The sequence below is a fragment of the Streptomyces sp. A0592 genome (genome assembly GCF_004795115.1).
GTDB lineage: Bacteria > Actinomycetota > Actinomycetes > Streptomycetales > Streptomycetaceae > Streptomyces > Streptomyces erythrochromogenes.
In genome coordinates, this window is sequence record NZ_SSBM01000045.1 from 26,227 (window position 1) to 46,636 (window position 20,410).

General features: G+C 73.6%; 21 protein-coding genes. 13 read left to right on the plus strand and 8 right to left on the minus strand.

What is annotated here, in order from left to right; translation table 11 throughout:
* Positions 1-56 precede the first annotated feature (56 nt).
* Complete coding sequence (locus E6U81_RS34930) at positions 57-1,268, plus strand: acyl-CoA dehydrogenase family protein (protein ID WP_136234018.1); 1,212 nt, start codon at positions 57-59, stop codon at positions 1,266-1,268.
* Positions 1,269-1,272: 4 nt separating this feature from the next.
* Here E6U81_RS34930 and E6U81_RS34935 read toward each other — a convergent pair whose 3' ends face one another.
* From E6U81_RS34935 to E6U81_RS34955, 5 genes are all read right to left on the minus strand, one after another.
* Positions 1,273-1,641 (minus strand): hypothetical protein, encoded by a 369-nt coding sequence (locus E6U81_RS34935; protein ID WP_136234019.1) that lies wholly within the window; start codon positions 1,639-1,641, stop codon positions 1,273-1,275.
* Between the two features lie 31 nt (positions 1,642-1,672).
* Positions 1,673-2,053: a hypothetical protein gene (locus E6U81_RS34940; protein ID WP_136234020.1), complete on the minus strand. Its 381-nt coding sequence runs from the start codon at positions 2,051-2,053 to the stop codon at positions 1,673-1,675.
* Between the two features lie 26 nt (positions 2,054-2,079).
* On the minus strand, positions 2,080-2,457 hold the full coding sequence (locus E6U81_RS34945) for a hypothetical protein (protein WP_136234021.1): 378 nt from the start codon (positions 2,455-2,457) through the stop codon (positions 2,080-2,082).
* A gap of 103 nt (positions 2,458-2,560) precedes the next feature.
* Positions 2,561-3,007 carry a hypothetical protein gene (locus tag E6U81_RS34950; protein WP_136234022.1) on the minus strand — a complete coding sequence of 149 codons (447 nt, stop codon included), beginning with the start codon at positions 3,005-3,007 and terminating at the stop codon, positions 2,561-2,563.
* Positions 3,008-3,139: 132 nt separating this feature from the next.
* Positions 3,140-6,343, minus strand: coding sequence for a BTAD domain-containing putative transcriptional regulator (locus E6U81_RS34955; protein ID WP_136234023.1), 3,204 nt, complete (start codon positions 6,341-6,343; stop codon positions 3,140-3,142).
* 192 nt (positions 6,344-6,535) lie between these two features.
* Here E6U81_RS34955 and E6U81_RS34960 point away from each other — a divergent pair, with 192 nt between their 5' ends.
* The 7 genes from E6U81_RS34960 to E6U81_RS34990 all read left to right on the plus strand — a co-directional run bounded on the left by E6U81_RS34960 (position 6,536) and on the right by E6U81_RS34990 (position 11,820).
* On the plus strand, positions 6,536-7,201 hold the full coding sequence (locus E6U81_RS34960) for a M15 family metallopeptidase (protein ID WP_136234024.1): 666 nt from the start codon (positions 6,536-6,538) through the stop codon (positions 7,199-7,201).
* Between the two features lie 160 nt (positions 7,202-7,361).
* The gene (locus E6U81_RS34965) at positions 7,362-7,844 is read left to right on the plus strand and encodes a sigma-70 family RNA polymerase sigma factor (RefSeq protein WP_136234041.1); all 483 of its coding nucleotides are present in this window, start codon (positions 7,362-7,364) and stop codon (positions 7,842-7,844) included.
* 65 nt (positions 7,845-7,909) lie between these two features.
* Positions 7,910-8,806, plus strand: coding sequence for an NlpC/P60 family protein (locus E6U81_RS34970; RefSeq protein ID WP_136234025.1), 897 nt, complete (start codon positions 7,910-7,912; stop codon positions 8,804-8,806).
* Positions 8,807-8,901: 95 nt separating this feature from the next.
* Complete coding sequence (locus E6U81_RS34975) at positions 8,902-9,672, plus strand: M23 family metallopeptidase (protein WP_136234026.1); 771 nt, start codon at positions 8,902-8,904, stop codon at positions 9,670-9,672.
* Positions 9,666-10,073 (plus strand): hypothetical protein, encoded by a 408-nt coding sequence (locus tag E6U81_RS34980; protein ID WP_136234027.1) that lies wholly within the window; start codon positions 9,666-9,668, stop codon positions 10,071-10,073. The genes E6U81_RS34975 and E6U81_RS34980 overlap by 7 nt, the downstream gene beginning before the upstream one ends.
* Before the next feature lie 99 nt (positions 10,074-10,172).
* Positions 10,173-11,360 (plus strand): hypothetical protein, encoded by a 1,188-nt coding sequence (locus E6U81_RS34985; protein ID WP_136234028.1) that lies wholly within the window; start codon positions 10,173-10,175, stop codon positions 11,358-11,360.
* Between the two features lie 88 nt (positions 11,361-11,448).
* A complete protein-coding gene (locus E6U81_RS34990) occupies positions 11,449-11,820 on the plus strand; it encodes a peptidase inhibitor family I36 protein (RefSeq protein ID WP_136234029.1) in 372 nt (123 codons plus the stop codon).
* 208 nt (positions 11,821-12,028) lie between these two features.
* Here the strand turns inward: E6U81_RS34990 and E6U81_RS34995 are convergent, their stop codons facing one another.
* Together E6U81_RS34995 and E6U81_RS35000 are read right to left on the minus strand one after the other, a co-directional pair.
* Entirely contained in the window at positions 12,029-13,117 is a 1,089-nt protein-coding gene (locus E6U81_RS34995; protein ID WP_346766195.1) for a sugar ABC transporter permease, read from the minus strand.
* Positions 13,114-14,322 carry an MFS transporter gene (locus E6U81_RS35000; protein WP_240804194.1) on the minus strand — a complete coding sequence of 403 codons (1,209 nt, stop codon included), beginning with the start codon at positions 14,320-14,322 and terminating at the stop codon, positions 13,114-13,116. Before E6U81_RS35000 ends, E6U81_RS34995 begins: the two co-directional genes overlap by 4 nt.
* Positions 14,323-14,568: 246 nt before the next feature.
* On the opposite strand from E6U81_RS35000, the gene E6U81_RS35005 reads away from it, so the two are divergent.
* The gene (locus E6U81_RS35005) at positions 14,569-15,243 is read left to right on the plus strand and encodes a hypothetical protein (protein WP_136234030.1); all 675 of its coding nucleotides are present in this window, start codon (positions 14,569-14,571) and stop codon (positions 15,241-15,243) included.
* A gap of 251 nt (positions 15,244-15,494) precedes the next feature.
* Positions 15,495-16,193, plus strand: a complete 699-nt coding sequence (locus E6U81_RS35010) for a sigma-70 family RNA polymerase sigma factor (RefSeq protein WP_136234031.1) — start codon at positions 15,495-15,497, stop codon at positions 16,191-16,193.
* 75 nt (positions 16,194-16,268) lie between these two features.
* On the opposite strand, the gene E6U81_RS35015 is transcribed toward E6U81_RS35010, so the two are convergent.
* Positions 16,269-16,670 carry a Rid family hydrolase gene (locus tag E6U81_RS35015; protein WP_136234032.1) on the minus strand — a complete coding sequence of 134 codons (402 nt, stop codon included), beginning with the start codon at positions 16,668-16,670 and terminating at the stop codon, positions 16,269-16,271.
* Positions 16,671-16,762: 92 nt separating this feature from the next.
* On the opposite strand from E6U81_RS35015, the gene E6U81_RS35020 reads away from it, so the two are divergent.
* The 3 genes from E6U81_RS35020 (at position 16,763) to E6U81_RS35030 (ending at position 20,081) form a co-directional block, all read left to right on the plus strand.
* The gene (locus E6U81_RS35020; RefSeq protein ID WP_136234033.1) at positions 16,763-17,794 is read left to right on the plus strand and encodes a WYL domain-containing protein; all 1,032 of its coding nucleotides are present in this window, start codon (positions 16,763-16,765) and stop codon (positions 17,792-17,794) included.
* Positions 17,795-18,017: 223 nt separating this feature from the next.
* Positions 18,018-18,695, plus strand: a complete 678-nt coding sequence (locus E6U81_RS35025; protein WP_240804195.1) for a DUF4142 domain-containing protein — start codon at positions 18,018-18,020, stop codon at positions 18,693-18,695.
* A 9-nt stretch (positions 18,696-18,704) separates the two neighbouring features.
* Positions 18,705-20,081, plus strand: a complete 1,377-nt coding sequence (locus E6U81_RS35030; protein WP_136234035.1) for a DUF1996 domain-containing protein — start codon at positions 18,705-18,707, stop codon at positions 20,079-20,081.
* Positions 20,082-20,410: the final 329 nt, after the last annotated feature.

Consider the following 20,410-nt stretch of genomic DNA (forward strand, 5'->3'; position numbering starts at 1 on the left):
AACGTTCCGGAAGTCCGCACGAGTCCCGGACGTTTCCGGGCAGGAGGAGGCACACAGTGGAAGATCCCCGCACGGACGGCGCCGCACCGGCACGACGGGAGCCTGAGGCGGCCGCTTGGGGGGAAAGGGTCGACCGGTTCGTCCGCGGCCGGGTCTTCCCCCGGGAGTCCGTGCTGGACGGGGGTGGTACCGAGGCGGCCGAGGCCTTCGCCGAGCTGCGCGCCGAGGCCCGGGCCGAGGGGCTGTGGGCCCTGCCGCTCCCCGCCGAACTGGGCGGCGGCGGGCTGTCCTTCGGCGCCTACGCAGAATTCGCCGAGGCGGAGGGGGCCAGTGACCACGGACCTGCCGCGCTGGGATCCGCCCCGCTGCTCGACGTGACGATGCTGGCGCGGTACGGGCGGCCGGACGTCCGCGAGGCGTACCTGAAGCGGCTGGTCGCCGGGGAGATGCGCACCTGCTACGCCATGACCGAGCCGGGGGTGCCCGGCACGGACCCGTTCCGTACCGCCACCCGCGCCGAACGGCACCCGGACGGGGGCTGGCTGGTCACCGGCCGCAAGTGGTTCACGTCGGGCGCCGCCGGCGCCGACCTGGTGACCGTCATGGCCCGGACCTCCGGGGCCGCCGGGGACCGGGAGGGGCTGTCGCTGCTGCTCGTGCCCACCGGCTCCGCCGGCTTCCGCGTGGTGCGCGAACTCCCCGTGCTGGGCGCGCCGGGCCAGTACGAGATCGCCCTCGACGGGGTGCGGGTGCCGGCCGGCCACCTCCTCGGCGAGCCCGGCGAGGCCCTGGCGATCGCCGGGGAGCGGCTTCGGCTCGGCCGGACGCTGCGCTGCCTGCGCTGGCTCGGCCAGGCGCAGCGGGCCTTCGACCTGATGTGCGAGCGGGCCGCCGCGCACGACGGTTCCCGAGGGCCGCTCGCCGACCAGCAGCTGGTGCAGGCCCACGTCTTCGACGCCCTGCTCGCGCTGCGCACCACCCGGTCCCTCGTCCGGGAGGCGGTGGCGCTCATCGCCGCAGGAAGGGACGCGCGTACGGAGGTGGGGCTGGCCAAGGTCGCCGCCGCGCGGATGCTGCAACAGGTCGCCGACTCCGCGATCCAGATCCACGGCGCCGCCGGCCTCGGCCCGGACACCCCGCTCCCGGCCCTCTTCCGCACCGGCCGCGCCGCCCGCATCCTCGACGGCCCGGACGAACTCCACATCACCTCGGTGGCGCGCCGTGTACTGCGCGCCTACGGCCGCACCGGCAGGCGACCCGCTCCCTGATCGGTCAGCAGCCGGGGATGCCGGGCGCAGGGTCGGCGCCCACGTTCACGTTGCCTCCCCACACCCACGCGTTGTTGCGGTTGTAGCCGGCGACAGTGCCGCGGTACCAGACATTGGTGGTGTATCCGCCCGCGGTGACCGTGTCGCCGTCGAGCCAGCAGTCGATGCTGGCGGCGGTCACCTTCGTCGTGGTGCCGTGGATCTGGGCTGCCAGGAAGGGGCCGCTGCGCACGTTGCTCTTCGCCTGCACGGTCGTCGCGTAGCCGCTGGTGCCGGAGGGCGCGGCCTCGGCGGCGCCCACGGCGGCGAGCAGGGAGAGGGCCGTGCCGAGCACGAGCCCGGCAGCCGCGGTCGGCATGATTCGCCTCGTCAAGGGGTGCTCCTCGGTTCGGTTCGGTTCGGGATCAGCAGGCGGGGATGCCGGGGGCCGGGTCGGCGCCCACGTTGACGTTGCCGCCCCACATCCACACGTTGTTGTAGATGTGGCCGATGTCGTAGTCGATGACGGTGCCGAGGTACCAGACGTCCGTGGTGTATCCGCCCGCGGTGACGCGCTGGCCGCGGGTGTAGCACTCGACGCCGGCCTCGGTCACCTTCGTCGTGGTGCCCCAGATCCGGCTGTTGGTCCGGGGGGCGTCGCGCAGATTGCTGTGGGCCTGCACGGTCGTCGCGTGGCCGTTGGTGCCGGCGGGTGCGGCCTCGGCGGTCCCGGCGGTGCCGAGCAGGGAGAGGGCCGCGCCGAGCGCGAGCCCGGCGGCCGCGGCGGGCCTGCTTCGCTTGGTCATGGGGTGCTCCTCGGTGCGGTTCGGGATCAGCAGGGCGAGACCTCGGGGGACGGGTCGGCGCCGACGTTGACGTTGCCGCCCCACATCCAGACGTTGAGGTAGGCGTGCGCCGGGGTCGCGTCGTCGTCGAAGACGTTGCCGAAGTACCAGACGTCGGTGCCGTAGTTGCCGACCTTCACGTACTGCCCGCGCTTGTAGCACCTGACGTACGCCGTGCTCTGGAACTGGGTGGTGCCGACGAGCCGGCTGTTCGTGGTGGCCGCCTCCCGGATGTTGCTGCGGGCCTGGACGGTGGTGTTCACGGCCTGCGCGGAGGCCCCCGCACTGCCCGCCGCCCCGAGGAGGGAGACCGTCGCGCCGAGCGCCAGTCCCGTCGCCGCCAGCCTGGTGGATCGCCTCGCCATGGTTTTCCCCTCTGTCATGAACGCGTTCTGTTCGCCTCTACGACGGACGGGGCGGTGCATCCGTATGACCGTGCCGCGGGCCGCTTTCACGGATTTCCTGCTGTCAGAACGGGCAGTCGCCGACGTGGGCCAGGTGCTCGTCCCCCGTGATGTAGACGTTGTTCACCCAGCCCCACGGTCCGCTCGGCGACTCCACGTAGGTCCACCACCGGCTGCTGTAACCGGAGTCGCTGATGAGTTCCCCCTGCTTCTGGCAGTAGGCGGTCACGGTGGTCCGGGACACCGTTGCCACGACCTGGCAGTTCTGCCGGGAGGGGAAGGTCTTGCACGTTTCGAAGGGCGTTCCGGAGGCGGCGTTGCGGACGTTGACTCCGGTGGCCCACACGTGGACCTCCGTGAAGTCCGTCGCCGCGGCCCCGGCGGCGGCGGGCCGCACGGTCGCCGTCGGCTGCCCGGTCGCCGAAGCGGTCGCGGGACCGGCCAGCGCCGCGGCGGCGACGAGGAGAGAGGTGGTCAGCGCCCGGAGCGTGCGCGGTGACGTGTTCGGCATGGTGGAGGCCTCTTCCGGCAGTGGTCGCGGGCGGCGGGTGCCGCACCGTTCACACCGGCGACGGGGAGTGGTCGCCTCCCGTATGAGCGCCGGGGAGTGCCGGGCCGGATTCCGCGTCGTGCAGCGGCTGCCTCAGTGCCCCGGGGCGTCCCCCGCTTCGGGGAGTTCCCGCGCCTCGCGGGTGCCGAGCCGGCGGAAGACCTCGTACGCCTCCTGTTCGCACTCGCGTGCCGTCGCGGTCCGGCCCTGGGCCAGTGCGGCGCGGGCCAGGTCCCGCAGGGTGCGGGCGCGCCACAGCGGCAGTTGCAGCTTGTCCCACAGTCCGAGGGCCTGTCGCAGAATCTCGGTCGCCGTCTCCCCGTCGGACGCGGCGAGATGCCACTCCCCCAGGGTGCGCAGGACGAGGGCCTCACCGAACATGTCCTGCCGCTTGCGGGTGATCTCCAGACACCGGTCGAGCCGCTGCCGGGGCTCGGCCATCCGGCCCTGCCGGAACTCGACCTTGGCCAGCGACATGCTCGCGTACATGACGCCGAAGGCGTCGTCCGTCTCCTCGAAGATGGCGAGGGACTGCCGCAGCAGGTCCTCCGCCCGTGCCAGGTCCCCCCGCGCCCGGTGGCACAGGCCCAGTGAGCGCAGTGCGAGCGCCTCGCCGTGCCGGTCCCGTGCGGTGACGTACAGCCGGCGGGCGCGGGAGATCGCCTCCCACGCCTCGTCGTCGCGGCCCTGCTCGCGGTGGACGGACCCGATGCCGTACAGCACATGGGCCATGGAGGCGATGTCCTCCGGCTCCCGGTACTGTTCGAGCGCCGAGGTCAGCAGGGGCAGCGCCTCGTCGAAGCGGGCCTGTTCGCGGCGGGCCGCGCCCATGCCGGCCCGCGCGCCCGCGCAGCCGGCGCGGACGGACCGCTCCTCGAACAGGCCGAGCGCAAGGGCGAAGAACGCGTAGGCCTCGTCGAAGCGGTCCTGCTCCAGGCGGAGTTGGCCCAGCCCGATCAGCAGCCAGGCCTCGCCCTCGACGTCCCCGCCCCGGCGTACCGCCGCCAGGGCCACGTCGTGGGAACGGGACCACGCGTCGAACTGGTTGTAGAGGGCCGCGGAGGCGGCCATGAGGGTGGCGGCGAGCTCGCGGGCGGCGTCGAACATTCCGTGGTCCGCGCAGTGGATGACGGCGGCCAGCAGACACGGCTGCTCGGCGGCGAACCACGCGGCCGGCTCGTCCGTGAGGTGGGCCGACGCTTCCGTCGGCGGGACCCCGGCGGATCGATCCGCGGCCTGCGCCGGCCCGTCCGCAGCAGTGACGGGGAGGAGCCGTGAGGCGCCGCCCGGGCCGTGGGCCGCCGCGACGCGGGCCATGGCCAGCCAGCGGTCGACCAGTCGGCGCACCGCCGTCTCCCGTTCCTCCGGGGCCTCGTCGGCCAGGCAGCGCTCCCGGGCGTACTCGCGCGCCAGGTCGTGGATCCGGTAGCGGGTCGTGCCCGTCTCGTCGGTCCCCACGACCTCCACGAAGTGGCAGTCCACGAGTTGTTCGACCGCGTCCTCCGCATCGTCCTCGTTCACGTCCAGGAGCTGCCCGGCGACCCACGCGGCGAAGTCGGGCAGATCCATCAGGGCCAGGCGGCGCAGGGCGCGCTGCTCCTGCTCGGCCAGGTCCGCGTAACCCATTCCGAGGCTCGCGCGCACTTCCAGGTCGCCCGCCTGCAGTTCGTCCAGCCGGCGGCGCTCGTCCCTCAGGCGCGACACGAGCCGCGCCGGCGTCCAGTGGGGGCGGGCGGCGAGGCGGGCACCGGCGATACGGACGGCGAGCGGAAGCCGACCGCACAGTGCGACGATCTCGGCGGCCCGGTCGGGATCCAGCGCGGGCCGGGCCGGACCGGCCACACGGGCCAGCAGGTCCAGCGCCTCCGCTTCGGACGGCACCCCCAGGTCGAGGTGGGCGGCGCCCTCCAGCGCGACGAGCCGGCGGCGGGCGGTGATCAGCACGGCCGAGCCGCCGCCCGGCGGGAGCAGCGGACGCAGCAGGGCCTCGCTGACAGCGTTGTCGAGGACGAGCAGGACCCGGCGGCGCGCGATGTGCGTGCGGTACAGCCCGAGGAGGTCCTCCTCGTCGCGCGCCGGGGTCTCCGGGTCCACCCCGAGGGCGCGCAGCAGTCGGGCCAGGGCGTCCGCGGTCCGTACCGGCTCGGAGTCCGAGGCGCGCAGGTCCACGAAGAGCTGTCCGTCGGGGAAGAGCGCGGCGGTGCGATGGCCCACGTGGACGGCCAGGGCGGTCTTGCCGGTGCCCGACCGGCCGGAGATCACCCCGATGCGCGGCGCCGTGCGCAGCGGGTTGCGCACCTCCTCCAGCAGGGAGGTCACCCAGGCCGTCTGCTCGGTGCGGCCTATGAAGTCAGCTGCGTCGGGGGGCAGTTGGGTGGGCACGGGACGACCGGCGGCGCCGTGGGGCCGGTCGGCGCGGCGGGTCGCCGGTACGTCCTCGCCCGAGCGCGCGGGAGCCGCCGCCGGCGCGGGCACCTGCCCCTTCCCGGCGAGCGCGGCTCTTCGGGCGGCCGGCGCTCCCAGCACCGTGGTGTCCGCCCGGAGCAGGGCCTGGTGCAGTGCGCGCAGTTCCGGGCCGGGGTCCGCGCCCAGTTCCGTACGGAGCAGCCGGCGGCCCTCGTCGTAGACGCGCAACGCGTCGGGCATCCGGCCGGTGCGGAACAGGGCGGTCATCAGCTGGCCGCGCGGGCGCTCCCTGAGGGGGTGGGCGGCGACATGGGCGACGAGTTCGGAGACGAGGTCCGTACGACGGTCCAGGTCCAGCTCGGCGGAGAAGCGGAACTCCTGCGCCTCCAGCCGGAGTTCCATCAGCCGCATGGCCTCGACACGGGCGAAGGACTGACCGAGCCCCTCCAGGGCCTCCCGGCCGCGCCACAGGCGCGACGCCGCCTGCAGGGTCTCGACGGCCTCCTCCGCCCGCCCGTCGACAGCCGCCTGCCGCCCGGCCGCGAACGCCTTCTCGAAACGACGGACGTCCACGGCGTCGGGCGGGAACTCGGCGACGTAGCCCGGGGTGCGGGTACGGATGGCCTCCGCGCCCTCCGTACCGGCCAGGGCCCGGCGCAGTCCGGAGACGTGCGACGCGACGAGCGCCCGCGCGGTGGCGGGCGGCTCCTCCTCCCAGACCAGATCGACGAGCCGCCGGGCGGACAGCACCTCGCCGAGATGCACGACGAGAGCCGCGAGGATCGCGGTCGGTTTGGCGCCGTTCAGCGCGATCCGGCGGCCCCCGCTCACCACCTCGACCGGACCCAGAAGGCAAAGGTCCACCGTGTCCCCCGATTTCACGTTCCGCATCCGGGGACAACGTGTCGGCCCCCACTGAGGTTTACGCCCGACACCGGGCCTCCGGTTTCACGGACGACCGATGTGGCGCACGGGTGACCGAAACCCGTCGGGTCTGCAGTCCTGGTGGCCCGTTCCCGGCGATGCATGGCTCCTGCAGAGGATCTGCATCGATCCTGCAGCGCCCGCCCCGACGCTGTGAGCGTGACGGACATCATCCTCCTCTCGGACCCCCGGGTCGCCGCCACGCGTGTCACCGAGAACGGTGAACCCCTGGTCGACGCCCGGGAGGTCGCCGCACTACGGGTCGACACGCGGAAGACCGACCACGACGGCTCGTACGCACATCTGCGGGCCGACGTGCTGCGCCGCCTCCTGCTCGCACAGCAGGCGCTGCCCCCGGGCATCCGCCTGCTGGTGGTGGAGGGCTTCCGGCCGCCCGCCCTGCAGCGCCGCTACTTCGACGAGTACGCGGCGGCCCTGCGCACGGCGCACCCGGACGCCGGGCCGGACCGGATTCGCGAGCTGGCCAGCGCGTACATCTCGCCCCCGGAGGTCGCCCCGCACGTCAGCGGCGGAGCGGTGGACCTGACGCTGTGCACCGACGACGGGGCCGAGCTGCCCCTCGGTACGGAGGTCAACGCCACCCCCGAGGAGAGCGGGGGCGGCTGCCGCACCGCCGCGCTCAACGTCGACTCCCACGCCCGCGCCAACCGGGCGGCGATGGGCCGGGCCATGACGGCCGCGGGGTTCGTCAACTACCCGACCGAGTGGTGGCACTGGTCCTACGGGGACCGGTACTGGGCGCTCCTGACCGAAGCGCCGGCGGCCAAGTACGGTCCCGCCTCCCTGAGCCCAACCCCAGCCTGAGACAGCCCGAACCCGGGGGAACACCGTGGAGAGCACCTGCATCACGACGACGACCACGTCGGCCGAGACCTCCCAGACCGAGCCGCCGAGCACGAGCACGAGCGCCGGCACGAGCACGAGCACCGGCACGAGCACGAGCACGGCGACCTTCACCGACCACATGACTGCCGCCGAGTTCGACGAGGCGTTCACCGCCGTGATGCCGAGGCTGCGGCGCCGACTGCTGGCCCTGACCGGCAATCCGCACGACGCCGACGACCTGCTGCAGGAGACGTACCTGAGACTCTCCCGCCGGGCACGTGCCCACACCCTGACGCGCCAGCAGCAGCCGTACGCCTACACCTGCGCGGCGGCGCTGAACCTCCTGCGCGATCTGTGGCGGCACCCCTCGCGCCAGGAGCGCTGCACCGACCGGCTGCCGGAACGCGGCTGGGACGGCGGCTTCGCCGGCAGGGAGGCCGAGGCGGTGACGGCCGCGCTGCTGCGCGGGCTGTCCCCCAAGGAGGCGGCGGCCGTGATCCTGGTCGACATCGAGGGCCTGACCCACGACATGGCGGGGGAACGACTCGGCGCACACCGCGGCACGGTCCAGCGCAACCGTATGCGCGGCCTCGCCAAGATCCGCGCCGCGCTCGCCGCATAGGAACCGGCCGCCGACGCCCCGTACAGCACCTCCGCACATCGCACCGACCACCCCAGGGGGAACCCATGAACCGCACCCACCGCACCCACCGCACACTCGCGACGGCGGGAGGGCTGTTGCTCTCCACCGCGTTGGCCTGTACCGGTACGGCGACGGCCGCCTCGTCGCCGGTGTCCTCGCCGGTCCCAACGGCGGCCGCGGCCGCCACCGGCTGCCGTCCCCTGGCGGACGCTTCGGCCCAGGCGCAGGCGATCGTCAACGCCGCCTGCTCACAGATCGGGGTGCCGTACTCGTGGGGCGGCGGTTCCATCCACGGGCCGACGTACGGTCAGGACTATCCCGGAGGCGGCCCCGGCGCCCACGACAGCCGGGTGAAGGGCTTCGACTGCTCGCACCTCGTGCAGTACGCGGCCTGGCAGGGAGCGGGCATCGCCCTGCCCGAGGGGACGTGGAACCAGGCCCGGTGGAGCGGCGCCACCGCCCGGTTCACCCGCGCCCAGGGAACCGCTCCGCTGCAGCCGGGCGATCTGCTGCTGTGGGGGTCGGACCCGGCCAACCTCGGCAGCGTCCACCACATCGCCGTCTACCTCGGCAACGGCAAGATGGTCGAGGCCCGGGAGTCCGGCACCCTCGTGCAGGTCAGCGACGTACGGCTGGACTCCCAGTACGCGGGCGCCCTGCGCATCGCCGGCGCCCAGCAGCCGCCCGCCGACACCAAGCGGTTCATGACCTGGGGCACCCAGGTGGGCCTCCGTCCCGAGCCCGGCACCCAGAAGCCTCCCGTGACCCGGCTGCCCGGCCCCACGGCCGTGGACGTGCTCTGCCAGGCACGGGGGGAGACGGTCACCGCCGAGGGCTACACCAACGACGCCTGGTCGTACCTGCCCAAGTACAAGGCGTGGATCTCGAACATCTACATCAACGACCCGGCGGCCTGGCTGCCCGGGGTTCCCACCTGCTGACCCACCGCTTCCCGCACGCCTCTCACACCTCTCGCACCTCTCATTTCTCTCACATCGCTCACATCGCTCACATCGCTCACAGAGGAGACTCCGTCATGCGCACACTCAAGCGCACCAAGTCCATCGGCCTGCTCGTCGCCGCGGTCACCGCGGCCGGGCTGGTCCCGCTCGCGGCCGGCCAGGCCGCCGCCGCGCCCGCCAAGGCCGCCGGCTACGCCGGTTCCTGCCCGACGGCCGGCACGGTGACCCAGGGATGGCACTCCGGCCACGACGGCGTCGACATCGCCAACAACCGCGGTACGCCGATCCACTCCGCCGGGCCCGGCACCGTCATCGTCTCCGGCACCGCCAGCGGCTACGGCCAGTGGATCCGCATCAAGCACGACGACGGAACCGTCACCGAGTACGGCCACATGTACGAGCGCCTCGTCTCCGTGAACCAGCGCGTCAGCAGCGGCCAGCTGATCGCACGCATGGGCTCCGAGGGCCAGTCCACCGGCCCGCACCTCCACTTCGAGGCGCACTCCTCCACGGCCAGCACCCGGGGCATGGACCCGGTCGCCTATCTGGCCGAGCGCGGTGTGAGCCTGCCGTGCACCCCGGGCAGCGGAACTCCCGGTACGAACTTCAGCACGTGGGGCACGTCGGTCCGGGTGCGCGCCGACGCCCGGCTGAACGCGGCGGTCGTGCGCACGCTGACCGGCCCGACGCCGGTCCAGGTGCAGTGCCAGAAGCGCGGCGACTCGGTCACCGCCGAGGGCTACACCAACGACGCCTGGTCCTACATCCCGGCGCTCGGCGGCTACATCTCCAACATCTACATCGACCACCCGGCCGCCTGGCTGCCCGGGGTGGCCACATGCTGACCGTCGCCCTCGCCGGCAGGAAGGGGGCCGCGGCGGCGGCCCTCGCAGCGGCACTGCTCCTCTCCCCCGGCCTCACCCCGTCCGCCCAGGCCGCCGACTCGGCGCCGTGCACCCCCGACCGGAACTACCCGGGTACGTTCCTGTGCCCGATCTGGGGCTCGGACATCAATCTGCGTTCCGCCCCCGATCCCCAGGCCCAGGTCACCGCCACCTCGCCCCCCGGCGGCGTCCTCAGGGTGCAGTGCCAGGTCAAGGGCGGCCGTGCGACGTACGGCGACTACTGGCACACCTGGTGGGTCAAGACCCCGGCGGTGGGCATGGCCAAGTCCGCATACATGAGCGAGATCTTCCTCGTCGGAGGCGGCAACGACGAGCCGGACACGGGTCTGCCGACCTGCTGAACGACGGCCCGCACCGAGCGGATGCCCCCGGGACCACCACGGCCGGTCCCGGGGGCATCCGCCTCCACTCCCCCTCCACCGATCCCGAGGACGACCATGATGACCTTGAGCAGCACCCGGAAGAGCGCGGTGCGGGCGGGCGCGCTGACCGCCGCCCTCGCCGCGTTCCTGTGCACCACCGCGACGACCGTCTCCGTCGCCTCCGCCGAGTCCCCTTCGGCGCGCCCGGCGGCGGTCCAGGCCGACGTGCCCGCCGGGGTGACGGCGGGCGTCGCCGTCTTCGACCGCCAGACCGGCACCTTCACCGAACAGCTCAACACCGCCGCACAGTTCAGGTCCGCGTCGGTGGTGAAGCTGCTGATCGCCCTGGACGTGCTCTGGAACCGAAGCCCCGACGCCCTGCCGGCCGCCGACCGGGCCCGGATCGACACCATGCTGCGCGGCAGCGACGACACGGCTGCGAGCACGTTCTGGTCCAACAACGGCTCGGGGGCGATCGTCGACCGGATGGTCACCCGGCTCGGCCTGACGGACACCGCCCGGCCCCCGTCCACCCATCCCGGCTACTGGGGCTACACGGCCCTCTCGGCCCGTGACACCGTGAAGATCTACCGCCATCTGCTGGACTCCGCGCCGGCGGCGACACGCGACTACCTCCTCGGTGACCTGCGGCAGTCCACCCGCTGCGCCACCGACGGCTACGACCAGCACTTCGGCATCGCCGGCTCCTTCAACCGCCCCTGGGCCGTCAAGCAGGGCTGGTCGGGCTTCAGTTCGGGCGGCTGCACGGCACCGACCGCGACGGCCGCCGGAGCCGCGGAGGACCCGGCGGGAACGGACGCCCGGACGCCGGCGGGCGCCGACGCCGTGGACCTCTCGCGTCCGGCACTGCACACGACGGGGGTGGTGGGCGCGGGCGACCGCTCCATCGTGGCGGTCTTCACCCTGCACCCCGGCGGAACGTCCTACGGCAAGGCCTACACGGACATCGGGCGGCTGACCCGTTCCCTGAACGTCCCCGGCGCCTCCCGCCCCGCCGGTACGTGGGTCGGGACCTGGGGCAGCGGCGTCCGGGTCCGCACCCAGGCGACCACCACCTCCGGCGCGATCACCACCCTGCCCGCCGGAGTCGAGGTCCTGGTCGGCTGCCAGAAGCGCGGACAGCAGGTCAGCCAACCGCCCTACGTCAACGACTGGTGGGCCCACCTGCCGCAGTACGGGGGATACATGACCAACATCTATCTCAGCGTTCCGGAGAACCAGGTGCCCGGAGTGCCCGTCTGCTGACCGCGCCGCGGGAACGGCCCGCGGCTCCTGCGGCGAGTGCCGACTCGCCGTCCCGTTGTGAGACGACCTTCGAATGGGGAGAACTGTGATGAACAAGCGTGCACTCGGAGCCCTGGCCGCTGCAGCCGCGATGGCCGGCGTGCTGGGGGCGGCGCCGACGGCCTCGGCCGCACCGGTTCCACCGGGCTGCGACAAGGGCTACTTCTGCATCTACTCGGGTGACTACGGGACGGGCCGGCTGGTCCTGAAGTCGGACGGCAACTGGTCGGGCAGCGTGACCGGCCGGTCCATATTCAACAACGGCGCGCCGTTTCCCGGCTTCGACCACATCCAGGTCGACTGGAAGGGCATCGGCTCCGGCTCGGAGTGCGTCCACTACTACCCCGGTCCGGGCGACTACGGCATCAGCTTCAACCACGACACCGTCATCACCAAGGTGACGTGGCGCGGGGAGTGCTAGTGCCGTGACCGCATCGAGCCGTCAGTGACCACGACGCGGAAGCACCAGGTCGTCTCTTTCGGATCTTGTCGGTCGGGCCCGCGTCGTCCGGTGCCGTGGCCGGCAAGGCGGAGGGGCGCCCGTGTACTGGACGTACTCGGGCGCCTCGACAACGCGGCCGGGTGCGGTGCCGGGCGGCGCGGTCCCGGCAAGATCCGGAAGAGACGGCCTAGACGCGGGTGATGTCGACGAGGCCGTGCAGGGCGGCCAGGGCGAGGGCCAGGAAGAAGTCGCCCCAGACGAGTTCGTGGCGGACCGCCAGCCGCTTCGCCTCGTCGTAGCAGCCGTCCAGGAGCATTCCGGGCGGGCGGGCGCCGTCGTCGCCGGTGAGGTGGGACCGGATCAGGCGGTCGAGGACCTCCTCCGCCCGGAGCGCGTACTGCTCCGCGCGGGGGCCGGGCGTCCGGGCCAGTTTCAGCAGGGCGACCGCCGTGATCGCCGCGGCCGAGGTGTCGAGGGGGCCGTCCGGGCGGGCGGTGTCGGCAGGCGGGACCGGCCGGCCGGTCAGAACCCCGCCGCGCGCGGTCAGCAGGGCGGCCGCTTCGGTGAGGCGACCGAAGTCGCCTGCGGGAAGGGCCGGTTGGAGCAGGGCGTCGGCGACCGCGAGGAGCAGCCAGGCCCGTCCGCGGCTCCAGCCGGCCGGCGGGTCCTCGCACGGGTGCCACCGGCCGGTGGCCGGCTCGAAGCCCAGGGCGGGCCGGAACCACGGTTTTGCGCCGCCGGGCCGGCCGAGGCAGAGGTCCAGGTGCCGGTGGAGGTGGGCGGCCGCCGCGGCCGCCCCGTCCGGCCCGGCGCCCGCGAGGAGCGGCACGGTGCCGGGTACGCCGTCCACGCGGGCAAGCAGGCGGGGTCCGCCCAGAGCCTCGCCCCAGGGCAGGATCCCGAGTTCGGGGTCGCAGGCCGACAGGCAGGCCCGGGCCGCCCGGGCGCGGAGCGCGGCGGCCTCGGCGTCGCCGCCGGCCGGGGCGGTCCCGTACCAGAAGATGAGGCCGCGGGTGGCGGTGTCGGCCCCGGCCCACGGTTCGAGGCGGGCCGTGCACGCGGCGGCGGCCCGCCGGTCGGGCTCGGCTCCGGTGTACCGCGCCCGCAGCCACAGCAGCCCGGCCCAGAAGCCCCCGGTCCACGAACCGCGTCCGGTCGTGGTCCACCGCCCGTCGCCCGGGTCGGCGTAGAGGGGGAAGCGGGGGCCCACTTCGGCCGCGGTCAGCGCCACCCGCTCCATGACCGCTTCCAGCGCCCGGCCGGTTGCGGCGCTCACGCCGTGCCTCCGCGCCGGTCCCGTACCGCCCAGCGGAACGCGACGGCCGCGGCGGCCGCGAACTCCGCCGCCACCAGGAGCCAGCCCGGTCCGTACCGCCCGCTCTGCGCGAGCAGGCCGAACAGCGGCGGGCCGAGAGCGAATCCGGCGAAGAACCCGGCCGCGACCAGGGCGGAGTCCTGTCCGGCCCGCCCGGGGGCGGCCCGTTGGAGGACCAGCACCATCGAGACGGCGTTGCCGGAGACGGCGAACACCCCGACGGCGACCGCGCCGACCCACACCAGCGGGCCCGCCACGAGGGCGGCTGCCAGCAGGGCGGCGGCGCCCAGCGCTCCGCACGCGAGCCAGCCGGGGAGCCACTCGGCGCGCCCGGGACGGGCCGCCTTGGACCAGCCCACCCGGCCGGCGATACCGGCCACTCCGAGTACGGCGACCAGGGCGGCGGCCGCCGTCGGTCCCATGCCCAGGCGCTGCGCACCGAAGAGGGCCAGATACGTGTTCACGGAGGCGATTCCCGCACCGAGGAACAGCGAGAACACGGCCAGCCGGGCCACCATCCCGCGCGGCACGAGTTCCGTACGGTGGTCGGCCGCCGGCGCCGGCGGGGGGTCCGCGGGAAGGACCCGCAGCGCCCACAGCCCGGTGAGCAGGGCCGCCGCGGCGCCCGTCCAGACCGCGCCCCGCCAGCCGATGCCGCCCGCGAGCGCGGCCAGCGGCGCTCCGGCCGCGAAGGCGCCCAGCTGCACGCCGGACTGCTTCAGACCGGTGACGGCGCCCCGCCGGGCGGGTGGTACGGCGCGCAGCACGGCCTTGTTGGTGGCCGGGTTGGCGAGCGCCTGCGGTACGCCGCCCAGTGCGACGGCGCCCAGCAGCAGGCCGGCGCCGGGGGCGGCCCCGATCAGGGCGAGCGCCGCGGCGGAGAGCAGCAGCAGTGCGACGAGCGAGCGCCGGGGGCCGATCCGGTCCACGATCCGCCCGCCCGCCGGTGACAGGGCGGCGGCCGTTCCGAAGCCGATCGTGGTGGTCAGTCCCAACAGGGCGGGCGAGAGGCCCAGTTCCGTCACGAGGCGCGGACCGAGCGCCCCGAGCAGGAACAGTTGCAGCATCGAGAACGCCATGGCGCAGGTGAGGAGCGCCGTCAGCCGCCGCCCCGCACCGCCGTCCTTCTCCGTCGGCGATGCCGTCGTCGTTCCCTCCGACGCCACAAAGTCTCCCTTCCCCGGACGTTGAACTCCTCGATCGACCGGGTAGGCAGTCGGATGGAGCGGCGGGTCGGTTCCCGCCCCTCCGCTGTGCCCTGCACCACACGAGGCATGTGGCCCGGCCGTGACATGGTGGGGCTGCGGAAACTTGTCCGTAAGTGCGCACCCTGATGTGCGGCTCGGGAGGCCGGTGCGAGGATGAGCCCCGCCATGGAGCCGGTCCGCTGTTTACGCGCCCTACGGGCTGCGATGTTCGCAGCCCTCTGTGTGCTGCTCGCGGCCATCGGACACATACTCATGTCGGGTGCTGCGGTGCCCTGGTGGGCGTTGTCCGTCGGGTTCGCGGCGGCCGCGGGGGCGGCCTGGTCCCTCGCGGGCCGTGAGCGCGGGATCCTCGCCGTAACGGGGGCTGCCGTCGCCGTGCAGGCGGTGCTCCACTCGGCCTTCTCCCTGGCCCAGTCCCTGACCGGACCGACCGGACCGACCGGGCCGACTGTGTCGGCCGTGTCGGCCGGAACCGGTGGGGCGGAAGGGCAAGCGGCTGTTCACGTGCATCACGCCGGGCAGCCGGTGGCGGATGCCCTGTCCTCTCCGACGGCCATGCACATGGCGGGTGGTGGGCACGAGGCCTCGGCCGTGCCGATGGCGTTCATGTCACCGGCCGGAATGCTGATCGCCCACCTGCTGGCCGCCGTGCTGTGCGGCCTGTGGCTCGCCCACGGCGAGCGGGCCCTCTTCCGGGTGGTGCGCGCCGTGGCCGCCCGGCTGCGGGCCCCGCTGAGCCTGCTCCTTCGACCGGTCGCGCCCGCGCACCGGCCGCTCCCGCGGGTGCGCCGGCCGCGCCGGACGCGCGCGCCGCGGCAGCTGTTCCTCGTCCACGCCATCACCTCCAGGGGTCCGCCGACGGCGACCGCTGTCCTCTGACGACAGCCGGTCACCCGAGCCGCATCGGCATCCGCGTCCGTGTTCGTGTCCCCTCCGGGGCGCGACCGCTCTCACGCACGCCTCGCACGTACCTGGTGCACCTGAAGGCATCCGACGCACCTCGTATCCCGCGGGTGTCGCGCGGACGCCGCGCCTCGGGCCCTCGGCCCTGCCCTCCGGCAGGCCGTGCCCCTCACCGGTCCCGCCCTCGTGCGGTGCCGGACTCCCCTTGCACATAAGGACCTTTGGCGATGACTCCTGCCCTGACGACCACCCGGCCCGGTACCGCCGGCGAGCGTCCCGCCCGGCACACCGAGGCCTCCGACGCCGCGGTGACCCGCCTGGCGCTCGACGCCCGGGACGGCGACCGCACGATGACGGACCGCTTCGTGCGCGCCCTCCACCGCGATGTCTGGCGCTACGTCGCCTACCTGAGCGCCGACACCCAGGCCGCCGACGACCTCACCCAGGACGTGTTCCTGCGGGCGCTGGCGAGCCTCCACCGGTTCGAGGGCCGCTCCTCCGCACGCACCTGGCTGCTGTCCATAGCCCGGCGCACCGTCGTGGACAGCCTGCGCCACGCCGCCGCCCGGCCGAGACTGTCGGACCGCTGCGACTGGCAGACGGCGGCCGAACAGGCCCAGCCGTGCGACGTTCCGGGCTTCGAGGACGGCATCGCCCTGGCGGAGCTGCTGGCCGCGATCCCGGCCGAACGCCGGGAGGCCTTCGTCCTCACGCAGTTGCTGGGTCTCCCCTACGCGGAGGCGGCCGAGGCCATCGGCTGCCCGATCGGCACCGTCCGCTCCCGCGTGGCCCGGGCGCGCACCTCCCTCATCGCGCTCCTGACGGACACCCACACACCCGCGCCGGAGCCGCAGGCCCCGGCCGCGCGGGGCGAGCGGGCCCCGCGGGCAACGCGCGAGGCGGTGCTCGCGGCGTCGCCCTCCTGATCCGGTACCCGTCCCGCAGGGGGCGGCGCGCCGGGCCCGTGGGCCGCCGCCCCCCGTGGACGGCGGCCCACGGGGTCAGGGGCGGGCCGCGAGGGCCTCGACCTCGAACAGCACGTCCGGAGTGGCCAGGCCCGCGACGCCGATGAGGGTCTGGGTGGGCGGCTTCGCGCCCCAGCGCTCCTGCACGGCCGCGGCGATCGGCCCGAGCCTGGTCACGTCGTGGCCGACCACATACGTCCGGAGCTGGACGACGTGGCCGAGGTCGAGCCCGTGGGCGGCGAGGGCGACGCCGATGTTGCGGAACGTCTGCTCGACCTGCTCGGAGAAGTCGGCCGAGACGACCGCGCCGTCCGGGCCGGATCCGTACTGGCCGGCGACGAGGACGAGTTCCGTTCCCGCCGGGACGCCGACGGTGTGGCTGTAGCCGAACGGGGTCGGGTCGTGCAGACCGTCGGGGTTGACGATGTCGTGCGCCATGGGACACCTCTCGTGTGCAAGGGACTGTGTCGCGTTGAAGCCTGGCAACCCATCACGACATCCTGTGTCGTGTATTCCGGTAGCGTTTTCGGGTGCGCGCCGATCGTCTGGTCTCCCTGGTACTGCTGCTGCGGCAGCACGGCCGGATGTCCGCGACCACGCTGGCCCGCGAGCTGGAGGTGTCCACCCGGACCGTGCTGCGCGACATCGATGCGCTGTCCGCGGCCGGCGTCCCGGTCTACGCCGAGCGCGGCCGGCACGGCGGTTTCACCCTGCTGCCGGGTTTCCGTACCGAGCTCACGGGGCTGAACCACGACGAGGCGCTCGCGCTGCTGGTCGCCGGATCGCGGCGCGGCGCACAGGCGTTCGGCCTCGGCTCGGCGCTCGCGTCGGCCATGCGCAAGGTGGTCGACGCGCTGCCCGAGGGGCAGCGGGCCACCGCGGCGGGTGCGGCGCGGCGCCTGTTGATCGACCCGGAGACCGACGCCCTCGCACGCCGGCTGGTCACCGAGGAGCTGCCGGACGCCGTGGTCACCGAGGTCCGGCGGGCGGTGTTCGCCGGGCACCGGCTGCGCATCCGCTACGCGGCCGCGGGCCGGGATCCCGAGTGGCGCACGGTGGACCCGATCGGCCTGGTCACCGTGCGCGGCCAGGGGTACTTGCTGGCCACGCGGGCCGGAGCGGACCGCACCTACCGGCTGTCGCGGGTCCTGGCCGCCGAGGAGCTCGACGAACCGGCGCAGCGGCCGGAGGGGGTCGATCTGGACCTGGCGTGGCAGGAGCGCAGCAGGCGGTTCCGGGCCGGCGGCGACCAGGTGGCCGTCGTGGTGCGGGTGGATCCGGCGCGGCGGGAGGACCTGGTGGCCGGCGCGGTGGCCGTCCTCGCCGAGGAAAACGGCGCAGAGGGCGACGCAGAGGGCGACGCAGAGGGCGGCGCGGAGGGGCGGCTGCGGCTGGAGGTCACCTTCCAGGATCCGCGGCACGCCGAATGGGCACTGTGGCAGCTCGCCGCGAGCACGGAGGTACTCGCCCCGCAGTGGCTGCGCGACGTGCTGCACGACCGTGCGGCGGCCATCGCCGCCCGCTACGCAGCACCGTCCCCGGAACGGACGCCCGGCGCGTAGGGCGCCCCTGGGGCGGTGGGGCGGAACGCGGCAAGATATCAGCCTTTCGAGAAATGGCCAGAGTGTTTATCCGATGGTGATGTCCTCCGGCGGGGGCGTCACACCGGGCACTACCGTCCCGTGACACCCCCGGGAATGCGGGTGTTGCACCGCACGACGCTTGCGGGACCTCCCTGCCCCGCCACCTCCCGGCCCCACGGAGCAAGGAGGCACATTGCTGTCATTGCGGCGGAGAAACACGCGAGGCTGGTCGACGGCCACCCGGTATTCGATCGCGAGCGGCGTCGTCATCACCGCGCTCGCGCTCACCCTGATCGCCCTGCTGGTCCCCGTGGACAAGTTCGGCAGTCGGGCCACGGCCGCGACCACGGCTCCGGGACCGGCGCCGGCCGACGACGACGGCCTGGGAACGGTGAGCACGGCGTACGGGCCGCTGACCGCCGCGGACCGCGACTTCGTCCGCAAGGTCCGACTCGCCGGGCTGTGGGAGCTGCCCGCCGGGCGGCAGGCCCAGCAGCGCGGGTCGAAGCCTGCGATCCGAACGGCCGGCGACCACCTCGTCGACGGCCACACCGAACTGGACCGTCAGGTCATCCAGGTCGGCCAGGCCCTCGGCATCGACCTGCCCAACCAGCCCTCGGCGCAGCAGCAGGACTGGCTGGGCCAGATGAACCGCGCCAAGGGAGACGAGTACGAGCGGCTGTTCACCCAGCTGTTGCGCCGAGCGCACGGAAAGGTGTTCTCCCTGCTGGCCGGGATCCGGGCCCAGACCCGCAACTCCATGGTGCGAGCCCTCGCCACGTCCGCCAACGCCACGGTCCTGGACCACATCACGGTCCTCGAAGACACCGGGCTGGTCGACTTCGACGGGCTCTCCGACAATGTCCCACCGACGAAGTGAAGTGATCGCATGAGTCCAAAGGGCCACAAGCGCGCCCGATTGTCGACCAAGCTCGTGGGAGTGGTCTCCGCGCTCGTGCTGGGCGGCGGCGGGGTCGCCGTCATCGCCGGCAACGCTTCCGCGGGCCAGGACGACAACCGCAAGTCGCAGTCGACGAACACCATCGACTGCCCCGACGTGGGCGAGAAGCTCACGGCCGTGCCCGAGCAGGCCAAGGGCGAGGTCGACGAGAACCTGGCCAAGCTGGACGACCAGGTGGCCGACGCCTACCGGCGGCTCGCCTCCGGCCAGGCGCAGGGCGACGCACTCCTCGGCGAGCTCAAGCAGAAGCGGGAACAGACCATCAAGGGCGTGTCCGACGCGATAGACCGGGCGGGTGACCCCCCGAAGGAGATCGCCGGGTTGGCCGCCTGCCAGATGAAGAAGGCCTCGGCCGAGGAGGACGGCGGGGGCGGAGCTGCGGCTCTGGCCTCCGACGCCAAGTCCTCCGCGGCCGGCAAGAAGGGCGCTCCGGCGAAGAACGACTTCGTGAACATCACCAAGGTCCGCCCCAACGTCCGTACGCCCAAGGCCCAGAACAACGCCTCCAAGGGCTCCTTCAGCGTGAACTGCGGCCGCAACGAGAACGGCCACTTCAACCCCGACAACGTCATCGTCGCGCCCGGCGTGTCCAACGGTGCGCACCACATGCACGACTATGTCGGCAATGTCTCCACGGACGCCTTCTCCACCAACGACAGCCTCGCCAGGGCCGGTACCACGTGCGGCAACGGCGACCAGTCCACCTACTACTGGCCCGTGCTGCGACTGCGGGACGGCAAGGCGGAGCGGGACGCACAGGCACCCGGCGGCGGGCAGGACGGCAACGTCGGCACGATCCTGAAGCCCAAGCAGGTCACGATCACCTTCAAGGGCAGCCCCGAGGGCAAGGTCAAGGCCATGCCCCGCTTCCTGCGGATCATCACCGGTGACGCCAAGGCGCTCACCAACGGCACGGCCAACGCCAACGCCTCCTGGAGCTGCACCGGCTTCGAGGACCGCCAACTGAAGGACAAGTACCCGATCTGCCCCAAGGGCAGTGACGTGGTGCGCACCTTCTCCTTCCAGAGCTGCTGGGACGGCCGGAACGCCGACAGCGCCAACCACCGTACGCACGTGGCGTTCGCGGACCGCAACGGCCGCTGCCAGAAGGGCTTCACCGCCATCCCGCAGCTGGTCCAGCGCATCGTGTACGGGGTGCAGCCGGGCTCCCGCATCGCCGTGGACAGCTTCCCGGAGCAGCTGCACAAGCCGGTGACCGACCACGGAGACTTCATCAACGTGATGTCGAACGGCCTGATGAACAAGGCCGTGACCTGCATCAACGACGGGCGCAACTGCCGCTGACGTTCGCGGCGGTTCCCCCCTTCCGCCCCCGGGGCGGGCGCTCCCCCTTCCTCACCCCGCGCCCGCCCCGGGAAAGGTGTTGGTCCGAAGCCCCTTCGGACCAACACCGCTTTCCTGTCTCCGCCCGGGGGCGCGCACTGGTCCGCGCGCCCCCGGGCGCTGTCGTGTGTCCGGCCCCGGGTGCTGTGGCCCCACCTGCTCCGGACGCTGTCGTGCGTCCTGTCCCCCGTGCCGTGGCCCCTGCGGCCCGCGGCGGGTCGTACGTCCGGCCGGCGGACGCTCGTACGGGTGCGGGCCGACGACGTCGCCCCCGGGCTGCATGCGCGGGC